This is a genomic window from Enterobacter cloacae complex sp. SHL021 (genome assembly GCF_049237765.1).
GTDB lineage: Bacteria > Pseudomonadota > Gammaproteobacteria > Enterobacterales > Enterobacteriaceae > Enterobacter > Enterobacter cloacae.
The window spans coordinates 100397-115568 of the sequence record NZ_JBMKJG010000013.1; the positions used below are offsets into that span (position 1 = coordinate 100397).

The 15172-nt window shown below is 53.0% G+C and carries 12 protein-coding genes and 2 tRNA genes; 11 read left to right on the forward strand and 3 right to left on the reverse strand.

Annotated elements, in window-relative coordinates; genetic code table 11:
• Positions 1 to 2: 2 nt before the first annotated feature.
• On the reverse strand, positions 3 to 1436 hold the full coding sequence (gene dacB / locus ACOTZF_RS14720; protein ID WP_045293570.1) for a serine-type D-Ala-D-Ala carboxypeptidase: 1434 nt from the start codon (positions 1434 to 1436) through the stop codon (positions 3 to 5).
• Between the two features lie 227 nt (positions 1437 to 1663).
• On the opposite strand from dacB, the gene greA reads away from it, so the two are divergent.
• Complete coding sequence (gene greA / locus ACOTZF_RS14725) at positions 1664 to 2140, forward strand: transcription elongation factor GreA (RefSeq protein WP_013098923.1); 477 nt, start codon at positions 1664 to 1666, stop codon at positions 2138 to 2140.
• A gap of 151 nt (positions 2141 to 2291) precedes the next feature.
• Here the strand turns inward: greA and yhbY are convergent, their stop codons facing one another.
• Positions 2292 to 2585, reverse strand: a complete 294-nt coding sequence (gene yhbY / locus ACOTZF_RS14730) for a ribosome assembly RNA-binding protein YhbY (RefSeq protein WP_014833438.1) — start codon at positions 2583 to 2585, stop codon at positions 2292 to 2294.
• A 127-nt stretch (positions 2586 to 2712) separates the two neighbouring features.
• Here yhbY and rlmE point away from each other — a divergent pair, with 127 nt between their 5' ends.
• The 6 genes from rlmE (at position 2713) to ACOTZF_RS14760 (ending at position 8305) form a co-directional block, all read left to right on the forward strand.
• A complete protein-coding gene (rlmE, locus tag ACOTZF_RS14735) occupies positions 2713 to 3339 on the forward strand; it encodes a 23S rRNA (uridine(2552)-2'-O)-methyltransferase RlmE (protein ID WP_003861812.1) in 627 nt (208 codons plus the stop codon).
• 102 nt (positions 3340 to 3441) lie between these two features.
• Positions 3442 to 5376 (forward strand): ATP-dependent zinc metalloprotease FtsH, encoded by a 1935-nt coding sequence (gene ftsH, locus ACOTZF_RS14740; RefSeq protein WP_013098921.1) that lies wholly within the window; start codon positions 3442 to 3444, stop codon positions 5374 to 5376.
• Between the two features lie 98 nt (positions 5377 to 5474).
• Entirely contained in the window at positions 5475 to 6323 is an 849-nt protein-coding gene (gene folP, locus ACOTZF_RS14745) for a dihydropteroate synthase (RefSeq protein ID WP_020687345.1), read from the forward strand.
• Positions 6316 to 7653, forward strand: a complete 1338-nt coding sequence (glmM, locus tag ACOTZF_RS14750; RefSeq protein ID WP_045293572.1) for a phosphoglucosamine mutase — start codon at positions 6316 to 6318, stop codon at positions 7651 to 7653. Before folP ends, glmM begins: the two co-directional genes overlap by 8 nt.
• A gap of 223 nt (positions 7654 to 7876) precedes the next feature.
• Positions 7877 to 8209, forward strand: coding sequence for a preprotein translocase subunit SecG (secG, locus tag ACOTZF_RS14755; RefSeq protein ID WP_003861803.1), 333 nt, complete (start codon positions 7877 to 7879; stop codon positions 8207 to 8209).
• A 9-nt stretch (positions 8210 to 8218) separates the two neighbouring features.
• Positions 8219 to 8305, forward strand: a tRNA-Leu gene (locus ACOTZF_RS14760).
• A gap of 177 nt (positions 8306 to 8482) precedes the next feature.
• Here the strand turns inward: ACOTZF_RS14760 and argG are convergent.
• Positions 8483 to 9829, reverse strand: a complete 1347-nt coding sequence (gene argG / locus ACOTZF_RS14765) for an argininosuccinate synthase (protein WP_129317724.1) — start codon at positions 9827 to 9829, stop codon at positions 8483 to 8485.
• 286 nt (positions 9830 to 10115) lie between these two features.
• On the opposite strand from argG, the gene ACOTZF_RS14770 reads away from it, so the two are divergent.
• The 4 genes from ACOTZF_RS14770 (at position 10116) to infB (ending at position 15098) form a co-directional block, all read left to right on the forward strand.
• Positions 10116 to 10192 (forward strand) — tRNA-Met (locus ACOTZF_RS14770).
• Positions 10193 to 10399: 207 nt separating this feature from the next.
• The gene (gene rimP / locus ACOTZF_RS14775; RefSeq protein ID WP_014833432.1) at positions 10400 to 10852 is read left to right on the forward strand and encodes a ribosome maturation factor RimP; all 453 of its coding nucleotides are present in this window, start codon (positions 10400 to 10402) and stop codon (positions 10850 to 10852) included.
• Positions 10853 to 10880: 28 nt separating this feature from the next.
• Positions 10881 to 12383, forward strand: a complete 1503-nt coding sequence (gene nusA / locus ACOTZF_RS14780; protein ID WP_013098917.1) for a transcription termination factor NusA — start codon at positions 10881 to 10883, stop codon at positions 12381 to 12383.
• Between the two features lie 24 nt (positions 12384 to 12407).
• Positions 12408 to 15098, forward strand: a complete 2691-nt coding sequence (gene infB, locus ACOTZF_RS14785; RefSeq protein ID WP_013098916.1) for a translation initiation factor IF-2 — start codon at positions 12408 to 12410, stop codon at positions 15096 to 15098.
• Positions 15099 to 15172 lie beyond the last annotated feature (74 nt).

The following is a 15172-nucleotide window of genomic DNA, read 5'->3' on the forward strand; positions in this document are numbered from 1 at the left end:
CGCTAGTTATTCTGGTAGATGTCCTTATAAAGCCTGCTTTCGAAGCGCACCAGCGGGATACGGCGATTGCGCTGGTCGGCCGGTTCGACGGCATAGCCGGAAAGATACTGCACGAATGCCAGACGCTGCCCGCTGGCGGTGGTGATGAAGCCTGCAAGGTTGTAAACACCCTGCAGTGAACCTGTTTTGGCTGATACCTTACCGTCCACACCGGCCGCGTGAAGACCGGCCCGGTACTGAAGTGAACCGTCATGCCCGGCAAGTGGCAGCATCGAAATAAAGTTTAGCTCAGTGTCATGTTGTGCAATGTACTGAAGCACTTGCATCATGGTTGCCGGGGAGATCAAATTGTGACGTGATAACCCGGAACCATCGACAGCGATGGTGTTGCCCAGATCGATCCCCGCCTGCTGACGAAGGATCTGACGCACGGCGTCGGAGCCCGCACGCCAGGTTCCCGGAACGCCAAAACGCGCGTGACCAATCATGCGGAACACGGTGTCGGCGATCATATTGTCAGACTTCTTCAGCATGATCCTTAGCAAATCGTGCAACGGTGCAGACTGTTTGCTGGCGACAACCGTGCCGGGTTGATTAACCTGCGTCTGGCGGAGCAGGGTACCGGTATAGGTGATCCCCGCCTGTTTCAGTTCGTCCTTGAGAATTGCGCCCGCGTAGCTTGCGCCATCCTGGATGGCGAAGGCCAGCGGGAGGGGATCGGCGCGTTGCGTCAGGCAACCGGTAAGCGTGAAGCGGTTAAGGTCGCCTGGCACCACATCGAGTTCGCAATATTGCGCATCCGGGGAGCCTTTTGCCAGCGTTCGGACCTGGCTAAACATGGTGACCGGGTAGTAAGACGCCACGCGAATAAACGCTAAATCGTCCGGTTTTGGCGCGCTGTAAAGCGAAATCGAGAAGCAGTTACGATCAACAATCGCTGCCGATGGCGGTGCGCTAAAGCACTGCGTCATATCGTTCCACGGCCAGCCCGGCGCTTTATCGTGGCTGGCAAAGATGGAGGTGTCGATCAACACGTTACCATCGATCTTCTGCACGCCAGATTTTTTCAGCACCGCCACCATGTTGCGGATATCCTGACGTTTGAAGGTGGGGTCACCGCCAAAACGGGCAATAAGATCGCCTTTCAGCTCACCGTCTTTAACCTCTCCTTTGGTCTCAAGAGTCGTGGTAAAACGGAAGTCAGGACCAAGCTGAAGCAGGGCAGCGAGCGCAGTGATCACCTTCTGAGTACTGGCAGGCAGCGCCATTTGTTGACTGTGGTAGTCAATCTCAGGTGCCTGCGCGCCGACCTTCTGCACCATCAGAGCAAGGTTGGCCCCGGCAGGGAGCTGATTAATGTATTCATCAACATTCGCGGCCTGAACGCTGAACGTTATACTGGTAGTCAATCCGATGATAAATCTGGAAAATCGCATAATCTCGCGCTAACAACCCGAAAACAAACCGTCATACTACGGTGCATGGCACTGCAAAGTAAACGATGACCCATAGTGAACTTCGCGGTAAAATACGTATCAAATTGAAAATTGCTGCTGACCTGGGGCGTTGCTCCCGGGTCGGTTTTCTTTTTGCTTCTGGCCCGCTCATGAGGGCCGGGGCAGGGAACACTGCTCCCAACAGGAATGTTTAAGAGGTATAACAAATGCAAGCTATTCCGATGACCTTACGTGGTGCCGAAAAACTGCGCGAAGAGCTGGATTTCCTGAAATCTGTTCGTCGCCCTGAAATCATCGCCGCTATCGCGGAAGCGCGTGAGCATGGCGACCTGAAAGAGAACGCTGAATACCACGCGGCGCGTGAGCAGCAGGGTTTCTGTGAAGGGCGTATTAAAGATATCGAAGCTAAGCTGTCCAATGCGCAGGTTATCGATATCACCAAAATGCCAAACAATGGGCGTGTGATCTTTGGTTCGACCGTTAGCGTGCTGAACCTGGACACTGACGAAGAGCAGACTTACCGCATCGTGGGTGACGATGAAGCAGACTTCAAACAGAACCTGATTTCAGTGAACTCACCGATTGCCCGCGGCCTGATTGGCAAAGAACAGGACGATGTCGTGACCATCCGTACCCCGGGTGGCGAAGTGGAATACGAAATTATTAAGGTTGAGTACTTGTAATTCGCCTCTCCACGAAGATGTTGATACATTGTAAAGAAAGGAAAAAGGCCGCATAGCGGCCTTTTATCAACTCAAGGAGCATGGCATTTTGCTCACCTGCTGACAGAAATCCCTCGTTTTACACAGAAAATGTGTTTAATTCAGGATATCCTTAGCGTGGCAGCGAGATTTTACGCTCTTTAGTTGGGCGATAGAGCACCAGCGTTTTACCGATGACCTGCACGTTACAGGCACCGGTTTCGCGCACGATGGCTTCCACGATCAAGTTCTTCGTGTCTCTGTCTTCAGAGGCAATTTTCACCTTGATCAGCTCGTGGTGTTCCAGCGCTTGTTCAATCTCGGCAAGCACCCCTTCGGTCAAACCATTGTTGCCAAGCATGACTACAGGCTTGAGCGGATGTGCCAGACCTTTAAGGTGCTGTTTTTGTTTAGTACTCAGATTCATCGTATATTTTTGCTTACGTTGGGATTGAAAACGGTTCATTCTACCGCCATCTCCCTTATATCGCCAAATAGCTGCGTAGAAATTTACGTCACAGGCAAGCAACGATGAACCAGGACGGAAATGTTAAATGACAGGTAAAAAGCGTTCTGCCAGCTCCAGCCGCTGGCTTCAGGAACACTTTAGCGATAAATATGTTCAACAGGCACAGAAAAAGGGGTTGCGTTCCCGTGCCTGGTTTAAACTTGATGAAATACAGCAAAGTGACAAACTTTTTAAGCCGGGGATGACGGTGGTTGACCTCGGTGCGGCACCTGGCGGATGGTCGCAGTATGCGGTAACGCAGATTGGCGGCACGGGCCGCATCATCGCATGCGATCTTTTACCAATGGATCCCATCGTTGGTGTCGACTTCCTTCAGGGCGACTTTCGTGATGAATTAGTGCTGAAAGCGTTACTTGATCGTGTTGGTGACAGTAAGGTCCAGGTTGTCATGTCGGATATGGCACCAAATATGTGTGGAACACCGGCGGTGGATATCCCCCGCGCCATGTATCTGGTGGAGCTAGCGTTAGAAATGTGTCGTGATGTACTAGCGCCTGGTGGTAGTTTTGTTGTGAAGGTGTTTCAGGGCGAAGGTTTCGAGGAGTATCTTAAGGAAATTCGCTCCCTGTTTGCGAAGGTTAAAGTTCGTAAGCCGGACTCTTCCCGGGCCCGTTCCCGTGAAGTGTATATTGTAGCGACCGGGCGAAAATGATAACCGGTAGATTTCAGACGAAAGTTTGAATGACACTGGATATAGAGTATCCTGACGCTGTTTTTAACACAGTTGTAATATGAGGTTAATCCCTTGAGTGACATGGCGAAAAACCTAATACTCTGGCTGGTCATTGCCGTTGTGCTGATGTCAGTATTCCAGAGCTTTGGGCCCAGCGAGTCGAATGGCCGCAAGGTGGATTATTCTACCTTCCTGCAGGAGGTCAATCAGGACCAGGTTCGCGAAGCGCGTATCAACGGACGTGAGATCAACGTTACCAAGAAAGATAGTAACCGTTACACGACTTACATCCCGGTGAACGATCCTAAGCTGCTTGATAACCTTCTGACTAAAAACGTCAAGGTGGTAGGTGAGCCGCCAGAAGAACCGAGCCTGCTGGCTTCTATCTTCATCTCCTGGTTCCCGATGCTGCTTCTTATCGGCGTCTGGATCTTCTTTATGCGCCAGATGCAGGGCGGCGGTGGCAAAGGTGCCATGTCGTTCGGTAAGAGCAAGGCGCGTATGTTGACGGAAGATCAGATCAAAACCACGTTTGCAGACGTCGCCGGTTGTGACGAAGCAAAAGAAGAGGTGGGTGAACTGGTTGAATACCTGCGCGAGCCGAGCCGTTTCCAGAAGCTGGGCGGTAAGATCCCGAAAGGCGTCCTGATGGTCGGCCCTCCGGGTACCGGTAAGACCCTGCTGGCGAAAGCCATCGCGGGTGAAGCGAAGGTACCGTTCTTTACTATTTCAGGTTCTGACTTCGTAGAAATGTTCGTGGGTGTCGGTGCATCTCGTGTGCGTGACATGTTCGAGCAGGCTAAAAAGGCAGCACCGTGCATTATCTTCATCGATGAAATCGACGCCGTAGGCCGCCAGCGTGGCGCTGGTCTGGGCGGTGGTCACGATGAACGTGAGCAGACCCTGAACCAGATGCTGGTTGAGATGGACGGCTTCGAAGGTAACGAGGGTATTATCGTTATCGCGGCAACTAACCGTCCGGACGTTCTTGACCCTGCGCTGCTGCGTCCAGGCCGTTTCGACCGTCAGGTTGTGGTCGGTCTGCCGGATGTTCGTGGTCGTGAACAGATTCTGAAAGTGCACATGCGTCGCGTACCGCTGGCGCCAGATATCGACGCGGCAATCATTGCGCGCGGTACTCCGGGCTTCTCCGGTGCGGACCTGGCTAACCTGGTCAACGAAGCTGCACTGTTTGCCGCTCGCGGTAACAAACGTGTAGTGTCGATGGTGGAATTCGAAAAAGCGAAAGACAAAATCATGATGGGTGCGGAACGTCGCTCCATGGTGATGACGGAAGCGCAAAAAGAGTCCACAGCATACCACGAAGCGGGCCACGCGATTATCGGTCGCCTGGTGCCGGAACACGATCCGGTGCATAAAGTGACGATCATTCCGCGCGGTCGTGCGCTGGGTGTAACCTTCTTCCTGCCTGAAGGCGACGCGATCAGCGCCAGCCGTCAGAAGCTGGAAAGCCAGATTTCAACCCTGTACGGCGGTCGTCTGGCGGAAGAGATTATCTACGGTCCGGAACATGTTTCTACCGGTGCGTCCAACGATATTAAAGTGGCGACAAACCTGGCGCGTAACATGGTGACTCAGTGGGGCTTCTCCGACAAACTCGGTCCACTGCTCTATGCAGAGGAAGAGGGTGAAGTATTCCTGGGCCGTTCTGTGGCGAAAGCGAAACATATGTCTGATGAAACGGCTCGTATCATCGACCAGGAAGTGAAAGCGCTGATTGAACGTAACTACGGTCGCGCACGTCAGATCCTGAACGACAATATGGACATCCTGCATTCGATGAAAGATGCGCTCATGAAATATGAGACCATCGATGCTCCGCAGATTGACGACCTGATGGCTCGCCGCGAAGTGCGTCCGCCAGCAGGCTGGGAAGACCCAGGCGCTTCCAACAATTCTGACAACAATGGCACCCCGCGTGCGCCGCGTCCGGTTGATGAACCGCGTACGCCGAACCCGGGTAACACCATGTCAGAACAGTTGGGCGACAAGTAAGTCACTGCTGTTGGCGAGTGTGTCTATACCTCAAACCCTGGAGCTTGCTCCGGGGTTTTTCTTTTCTGTTTAACCACATTAATACCAGGGATTTAGCCATGAAACTTTTCGCCCAGGACTCGCATCTCGATCTCTCACATCCGCATGTGATGGGGATCCTGAATGTTACCCCTGACTCCTTCTCAGATGGCGGAACGCATAACACGCTTATTGAGGCGGTTAAGCACGCCAATCTGATGATCAACGCGGGCGCTACCATCATTGACGTTGGCGGTGAGTCGACGCGTCCGGGGGCGGCAGAGGTTTCAGTGGAGGAAGAACTGGCGCGTGTGGTGCCGGTGGTTGAAGCCATCGCACAACGTTTTGAGGTGTGGATATCCGTGGACACGTCTAAGCCAGAGGTGATTCGTGAAGTGGCGCGAGTGGGTGCTCACATCATCAATGATATCCGCTCTCTGACCGAGCCGGGGGCGATTGAAGCGGCTGCGGAAACCGGGCTGCCGGTTTGTCTGATGCATATGCAGGGAAAACCGAAAACGATGCAGGATGCGCCTAAGTATGAGGATGTCTTTGCGGATGTGAATCGCTTCTTTATTGAGCATATTGCACGCTGTGAACGTGCAGGTATCGCAAAAGAGAAATTGCTGCTCGACCCGGGGTTCGGTTTCGGTAAAAATCTCTCCCACAATTATGCGTTGCTTGCGCGTTTATCCGAGTTTCATCATTTCGGCCTGCCGTTGCTGGTTGGCATGTCGAGAAAGTCGATGATTGGGCAGTTGCTGAATGTCGGGCCGAGTGAACGCCTGAGCGGCAGTCTGGCCTGCGCGGTGATTGCAGCAATGCAAGGCGCGCATATTATCCGTGTCCATGATGTTAAAGAAACAGTAGAAGCCATGCGTGTGGTGGAAGCCACACTGGCAGCGAAGGAAAAGAAACGCTATGAGTAATCGTAAATATTTTGGTACCGATGGTATCCGTGGGCGCGTAGGCGATGCTCCAATCACCCCTGATTTTGTGCTTAAGCTTGGCTGGGCTGCTGGCAAGGTTCTGGCACGTCATGGCTCGCGTAAGATCATCATTGGCAAAGACACCCGCATTTCCGGCTATATGCTGGAGTCCGCACTGGAAGCCGGTCTCGCCGCTGCCGGGCTTTCAGCATCCTTTACTGGCCCAATGCCAACACCTGCTGTCGCCTATCTGACGCGTACCTTCCGCGCGGAAGCCGGCATCGTGATTTCAGCCTCACATAACCCGTTCTATGATAACGGTATCAAGTTCTTCTCCATCGATGGAACCAAGCTGCCGGATGATGTGGAAGAGGCGATCGAAGCCGAAATGGAAAAAGAGATCACCTGTGTTGATTCCGCTGAGCTGGGCAAAGCAAACCGTATTGTCGATGCGGCTGGCCGTTACATTGAATTCTGCAAAGGGACCTTCCCGAACGAGCTAAGCCTGGCTCACCTCAAAATTGTGGTGGACTGTGCAAACGGCGCGACGTATCACATTGCGCCGAATGTTTTCCGCGAGCTGGGGGCAAAGGTGATCACCATCGGCTGTGAGCCTGATGGTCTGAACATTAACGAACAGGTTGGTGCGACGGACGTTCGTGCCCTGCAGGCACGCGTGCAGGCAGAAAAAGCGGACCTGGGTATTGCCCTGGACGGCGACGGCGACCGTGTAATCATGGTTGACCACGAAGGGAACAAGGTCGATGGCGACCAGATCCTCTACATTATTGCGCGTGAAGGTCTGCGTCAGGGACAACTGCGCGGCGGTGCGGTTGGCACGCTGATGAGCAACATGGGTCTGGAGCTGGCATTGAAACAGCTGGGGATCCCGTTTGTTCGCGCGAAGGTGGGTGACCGCTACGTGCTGGAAAAACTGCAGGAGAAAGGCTGGCGCATTGGCGCTGAAAACTCCGGCCATGTGATCCTGCTCGATAAAACCACCACCGGTGACGGCATTGTGGCAGCGCTTCAGGTTGTTGCCGCGATGGCACGCAACCATATGAGCCTGCACGATCTGTGCAGCGGCATGAAAATGTTCCCGCAGATCCTTGTGAACGTGCGCTTCACCGCAGGCAAAGGCGATCCGCTGGAAAATGATAACGTCAAAGCGGTGATGGCAGACGTTGAAGCTGCGCTTGGCAACCGTGGGCGTGTTCTGCTGCGTAAGTCAGGTACTGAACCGCTGATCCGCGTGATGGTGGAAGGCGAAGACGAAGCGCAGGTGACTGAATTTGCGCACCGTATTGCAGATGCTGTAAAAGCTGCATAACTTTTCACAGTAAGTGTTTAAAAAGGCGGCGCTTGCCGCCTTAGTTTTAAGCATTTAATGGCTTTTTGCTGTTTTTTTCTGCAGTTGATACAATGCGTCAAAATTGCCCTTGCGAAGGTCATTCGCTTTGGTTAGTATTCACACCCGCTTCAGTGGGAAACAAAAATCCTGCTAATTGGTCGAAGCATTGGTATGCGGCAAATCCGCAAGGAACAGGTTGATTATGTACGAAGCTCTTTTAGTTATTTTCCTTATTGTAGCCATCGCTCTCGTAGCGCTGATTATGCTGCAGCAAGGTAAAGGCGCTGATATGGGAGCCTCCTTCGGAGCAGGCGCTTCCGGTACGCTGTTCGGTTCAAGTGGTTCTGCGAACTTCATGACCCGTACCACAGCGATTCTGGCTACGCTGTTCTTCATCATCAGCCTTGTGCTTGGCAATATCAACAGCAACAAGACCAGCAAAGGAAGCGAGTGGGAAAACCTGAGCGCGCCAGCGAAAACTGAGCAGACTCAGCCAGCTGCACCGGCTAAGCCAACCAGCGATATCCCGCAGTAAGTATTCCGTACCGAGGTGGTGGAATTGGTAGACACGCTACCTTGAGGTGGTAGTGCCCTAACGGGCTTGTGGGTTCGAGTCCCATCCTCGGTACCAATATTCCAGAAAAAAGACGTCGAAAGACGTCTTTTTTTGTTTGTATTTTTTATCGATCGTAGGCCTGGTAAGCGCAGCGCCACCGGGCAAAATGGCGGGTGGCGCTGCGCTTACCCGCCCTACAAAAGGCCACAAAAAAGGCGTCCATCGGACGCCTTTTACACTTCACATCAGCGATTACTTCTTATCGCTGTGCTCCAGGTTTTCAACCTGCGGCAAGCCGTTGCCGGAACTGGCTGACAGCAGGCCATTCTCAACGTAGTTGAACAGCTTCTTACGGGTATCGGTGATATCCAGATTACGCATGGTCAGCTGACCGATACGGTCATCAGGTGAGAATACGGATTCACCTTTTTCCATGGTCAGACGTTCTGCTTTGTAGGTCAGGTTGTCAGACACGGTGTTCAGGATGGAGTAGTCATTCCCGCGACGCAGTTCCAGAGTGACTTCGCCAGTGATAGCGCTTGCCACCCAACGCTGCAGGGCATCACGCAGCATCAGCGCCTGCGGATCGAACCAGCGGCCCTGATACAGCAGTTTACCCAACTGACGGCCATGGGAGTGATACTGCTCGATGGTATCTTCGTTGTGAATGCCGGTCAGCAGACGCTCATAGGCAATGTGCAGCAGCGCCATCCCCGGGGCTTCATAGATGCCACGGCTTTTCGCTTCGATGATACGGTTTTCGATCTGATCGCTCATACCCAGGCCGTGACGACCGCCGATGCGGTTCGCTTCCAGCATCAGTTCCACATCATCAGAGAAGGTCTTGCCGTTCAGGGCTACCGGGTGACCACGCTCGAAACGCACGGTCACTTCTTCTGCCGGGATTTTGACGCTTTCATCCCAGAATTTCACGCCCATGATTGGGTTAACGATTTTCACACTGGAGTTCAGGAACTCCAGATCTTTTGCTTCGTGCGTTGCGCCCAGCATGTTGGAGTCAGTGGAGTAGGCTTTTTCGACGGACATTTTATAGTCGAAGCCGCAGGCGATCATAAATTCAGACATTTCATGACGGCCGCCCAGCTCATCGATAAAATCGGTGTCCAGCCACGGTTTGTAAATCTGCAGCTCGGCGTTGGTCAGCAGGCCATAACGATAGAAACGTTCAATGTCGTTGCCTTTATAGGTACTGCCGTCACCCCAGATGTTCACGCCATCTTCTTTCATGGCGGCAACCAGCATGGTGCCGGTCACGGCACGGCCCAGTGGGGTGGTGTTGAAATAGGTCAGACCGCCAGTGGTATTATGGAACGCGCCACACTGGATAGCGGCAATACCTTCGGCGACCAGCTGCTTACGACAATCAATCAGACGTGCGTTCTCTGCGCCATACTCTTTAGCACGACGAGGAATGGCATCATAGTCGTCCTCATCCGGCTGACCCAGGTTCGCAGTATATGCATACGGAACCGCTCCCTTTTGGCGCATCCACAGCAGTGCAGCGCTGGTATCCAGGCCGCCTGAAAAAGCGATGCCAATACGTTGTCCTACCGGAAGATGCTTGAGAATCGTCGTCATAAAATAAAACCCTGCGTGATTGACTGATTAGAGACCGCTTTCGCTCTCGATGCATGTTTATGCAAAATAAGTGAGTATTCATTTAATCATCTTTTGTCGATGACCGGAAGAGACTCGTGCGTTTTTTGTAAAAATTTCCCTCCGTATGCCCTGGCGGAAACTGAGTTGACAGATGGGGCTCACTATCAATATACTAAACGCCGGTTTTACGTCCCGTCTTCGGTACCAAATCCCAGCATTATTTGCAAATTCTGTCCAAAACGCGTAGAATTTGCCACGTTTCAGGCGCGGGGTGGAGCAGCCTGGTAGCTCGTCGGGCTCATAACCCGAAGGTCGTCGGTTCAAATCCGGCCCCCGCAACCACTTTCCCATAAAGTCATTTTTCAAATATACTGTGAAGACTCAGAGCCTTCGTAGCTGGATTTGAAAAAATTCTTTCGGAGAGTGCTCCAGGCCACAGTTGTGGCTATAGGGTTCAGTTATCTAAAGCCCCGATTTATCGGGGTTTTTTGTTATCTGACTACAGAATAACTGGGCTTTACGCCCTTTTTTTATGTCTTGGGGGTGGGCTTGTCCACATTAGAGCAAAAATTAACAGAGATGATTACTGCACCGGTCGAAGCACTGGGCTACGAACTGGTCGGCATCGAATTCGTTCGCGGCCGCACATCGACGCTGCGCATCTATATTGATAGTGAAGATGGCATCAATGTTGATGATTGTGCTGATGTTAGCCACCAGGTGAGTGCGGTTCTTGATGTTGAAGACCCAATTACCGTTGCGTACAACCTGGAAGTTTCCTCACCTGGCCTCGATCGCCCGATGTTCACGGCCGAGCACTATGTGCGCTTTACCGGTGAAGAAGTGGCTCTCGTTCTGCGTATGGCCGTACAGAACCGCCGTAAATGGCAGGGAATTATCAAAGCCGTTGATGGTGAAATGATCACGGTAACAGTCGAAGGCAAAGATGAAGTGTTCGCGCTGAGTAATATCCAGAAGGCGAACCTGGTTCCCCACTTTTAACAGTCTGGATTGAGGTGAAAAGCCCGCGATGAACAAAGAAATTTTGGCTGTTGTTGAAGCCGTCTCCAACGAGAAATCACTGCCGCGTGAAAAGATTTTCGAAGCGCTGGAAAGTGCACTGGCTACAGCAACCAAGAAAAAATACGAACAAGAGATCGATGTTCGCGTAGAAATCGATCGTAAAAGCGGTGACTTCGATACATTCCGTCGTTGGGTAATCGTTGAAGAAGTGACCCAGCCAACCAAAGAGATCACCCTGGAAGCGGCGCGTTTTGAAGACGAAAGCCTGAACGTTGGTGACTATGTTGAAGATCAGATTGAATCTGTGACCTTCGACCGTATCACCACCCAGACCGCAAAACAGGTTATCGTGCAGAAAGTTCGCGAAGCCGAGCGTGCGCTGGTTGTCGATCAGTTCCGCGATCAGGAAGGCGAAATCATCACTGGCGTGGTGAAGAAAGTGAACCGCGACAACATCTCTCTGGAGATCAAATCCGAAGGGATGCCGGGCAACGCTGAAGCTGTGATTCTCCGTGAAGACATGCTGCCGCGTGAAAACTTCCGCCCTGGCGACCGTATCCGTGGTGTGCTGTATGCCGTTCGCCCTGAAGCGCGTGGTGCACAGCTGTTCGTGACCCGTTCTAAACCAGAAATGCTGGTTGAACTGTTCCGTATCGAAGTGCCGGAAATCGGTGAAGAAGTTATCGAAATTAAAGCGGCGGCTCGCGATCCGGGCTCCCGTGCGAAAATTGCGGTGAAAACCAACGACAAGCGTATCGACCCGGTCGGTGCTTGCGTCGGTATGCGTGGTGCGCGTGTTCAGGCGGTCTCTACCGAGCTGGGCGGCGAACGTATCGATATCGTTCTGTGGGATGACAACCCGGCGCAGTTCGTGATCAACGCAATGGCTCCGGCGGATGTGGCGTCTATCGTTGTTGACGAAGACAAACACACCATGGATATCGCTGTTGAAGCGGGTAACCTGGCGCAGGCAATCGGCCGTAACGGTCAGAACGTACGCCTGGCGTCACAGCTGAGCGGCTGGGAACTCAACGTGATGACCGTTGATGACCTGCAGGCCAAGCATCAGGCTGAAGCCCATGCGGCGATCGATACCTTCACGAAATACCTGGACATTGACGAAGAGTTCGCCACGGTTCTGGTAGAAGAAGGTTTCTCTACGCTGGAAGAACTGGCCTATGTGCCAATGAAAGAGCTGCTGGAAATTGACGGTCTGGATGAACCAACCGTTGAAGCCCTGCGTGAACGCGCTAAAAACGCACTGACCACCCTGGCACTGGCTCAGGAAGAAAGCCTTGGCGATAAAAAGCCGGCTGATGACCTGCTGAATCTGGAAGGTCTTGATCGTGCGATTGCGTTCAAGCTGGCTGCCCGTGGTGTTTGTACGCTGGAAGATCTCGCTGAGCAAGGCGTTGATGACCTGGCTGATATCGAAGGTTTAACCGACGAGAAAGCCGGCGAACTCATCATGGCCGCACGTAATATTTGCTGGTTCGGCGACGAAGCGTAATAAACTGTAGCAGGAAGGAACAGCATGACTGATGTAACTGTAAAATCGCTGGCTGCTGAGATTCAGACCTCCGTGGACCGCCTGGTACAGCAATTTGCTGATGCAGGGATCCCGAAGACCGCTGATGACTCAGTGACGGCAAACGAAAAACAAACCTTGTTAGCGCACCTCAACCGTGAACACGGCTCTGCGCCTGACAAGCTGACGCTGCAGCGCAAAACGCGCAGCACGTTGAATATTCCAGGTACCGGTGGCAAAAGTAAATCGGTACAAATTGAAGTCCGCAAGACGCGCACCTTTGTAAAACGTGATCCGCAAGAGGCAGAGCGCCTTGCCGCGGAAGAGCAGGCACAGCGTGAAGCGGAAGAACAAGCTCAGCGTGAGGCAGAAGCAACTGCCAAACGTGAGGCAGAATTAAAAGCTGAACGTGAGGCCGCAGAAAAAGCGAAACGCGACGCAAGTGAAAAAGTGAAGCGTGAAGCTGCGGAAAAAGACAAAGTGAGCAATCAACAGACAGACGAAATGACCAAAACCGCCCAGGCTGAAAAAGCCCGTCGTGAAAATGAAGCTGCCGAACTGAAGCGTAAAGCCGAAGAAGAAGCACGCCGCAAGCTTGAAGAAGAAGCGCGTCGTGTGGCTGAAGAAGCGCGCCGTATGGCAGAAGAAAACGAGAAGAACGGTATTGATACCGCTGAGCAGTCTGAAGATACCAGCGACTATCACGTGACCACTTCTCAGCATGCGCGTCAGGCTGAAGATGATAACGACCGTGAAGTAGAAGGTGGTCGTGGTCGTGGTCGCAATGCGAAAGCAGCGCGACCGGCGAAAAAAGGCAACAAACACGCCGAGTCTAAAGCTGACCGTGAAGAAGCGCGTGCAGCCGTGCGTGGCGGTAAAGGCGGCAAACAGCGTAAAGGTTCTTCCCTGCAGCAGGGCTTCCAGAAGCCAGCTCAGGCCGTTAACCGTGACGTTGTGATCGGCGAAACCATCACCGTTGGCGATCTGGCGAACAAAATGGCGGTTAAAGGCTCTCAGGTCATCAAAGCGATGATGAAACTGGGCGCAATGGCGACCATCAACCAGGTGATCGACCAGGAAACCGCACAGCTGGTTGCCGAAGAGATGGGCCACAAAGTTATCCTGCGTCGTGAAAACGAGCTGGAAGAAGCAGTAATGAGCGACCGTGATACCGGTGCTGCGGCAGAACCGCGTGCGCCAGTTGTGACCATCATGGGTCACGTTGACCACGGTAAAACCTCTCTGCTCGACTACATTCGTTCTACGAAAGTGGCTTCCGGTGAAGCGGGTGGTATTACCCAGCACATCGGTGCATATCACGTAGAAACCGACAACGGTATGATCACCTTCCTGGATACCCCAGGCCACGCCGCGTTTACCTCAATGCGTGCTCGTGGTGCTCAGGCGACAGATATCGTTGTTCTGGTTGTTGCTGCAGACGATGGCGTGATGCCACAGACCATCGAAGCTATCCAGCACGCGAAAGCGGCGGGTGTGCCGGTTGTGGTTGCAGTGAACAAGATCGATAAGCCAGAAGCGGATCCAGATCGTGTTAAAAACGAACTGTCCCAGTACGGCATCCTGCCAGAAGAGTGGGGTGGTGAAAGCCAGTTCGTACACGTGTCTGCGAAAGCAGGTACCGGTATCGACGAGCTGCTGGACGCGATCCTGCTGCAGGCTGAAGTTCTGGAGCTGAAAGCGATCCGTAACGGTATGGCGAGCGGCGCGGTCATCGAATCCTTCCTGGATAAAGGCCGTGGCCCGGTGGCTACCGTTCTGGTTCGCGAAGGTACACTGCATAAAGGCGATATCGTCCTGTGTGGTTTCGAATACGGTCGTGTTCGTGCGATGCGTAACGAACTGGGTCAGGAAGTGCTGGAAGCAGGTCCGTCCATTCCAGTGGAAATCCTCGGTCTGTCCGGTGTGCCGGCTGCCGGTGACGAAGTGACCGTTGTGCGTGACGAGAAGAAAGCGCGTGAAGTTGCACTGTACCGTCAGGGCAAATTCCGTGAAGTTAAACTGGCTCGTCAGCAGAAATCTAAACTCGAGAACATGTTCGCGAACATGGCTGAAGGCGAAGTTCACGAAGTGAACGTCGTACTGAAAGCTGACGTTCAGGGTTCTGTGGAAGCGATTTCCGACTCCTTGCTGAAACTGTCTACTGACGAAGTTAAAGTGAAGATCATCGGTTCTGGCGTAGGTGGTATCACCGAAACCGACGCAACCCTGGCGGCTGCCTCTAACGCCATTCTGGTTGGCTTCAACGTGCGTGCTGATGCGTCTGCTCGCCGCGTGATCGAAGCAGAAAGCCTGGATCTGCGTTACTACTCCGTCATCTATAACCTGATCGACGAAGTGAAAGCAGCGATGAGCGGTATGCTGTCTCCAGAGCTGAAACAGCAGATCATCGGTCTGGCTGAAGTGCGCGATGTGTTCAAATCGCCGAAATTCGGTGCGATCGCGGGCTGTATGGTTACCGAAGGTACCATCAAGCGTCACAACCCAATCCGCGTACTGCGTGACAACGTGGTTATCTACGAAGGCGAGCTGGAATCCTTGCGCCGCTTCAAAGATGACGTTAACGAAGTCCGTAACGGCATGGAATGTGGTATCGGCGTGAAGAACTACAACGACGTTCGCGTTGGCGATATGATCGAAGTGTTCGAAATCATCGAGATCCAACGCAGCATCGACTAATCCTGTTGGGATAGGTCCATATGTCGGCCGGGATCGCCTCGTGCCACCCGGCAATAATTTTAAAAAGGGGCTTT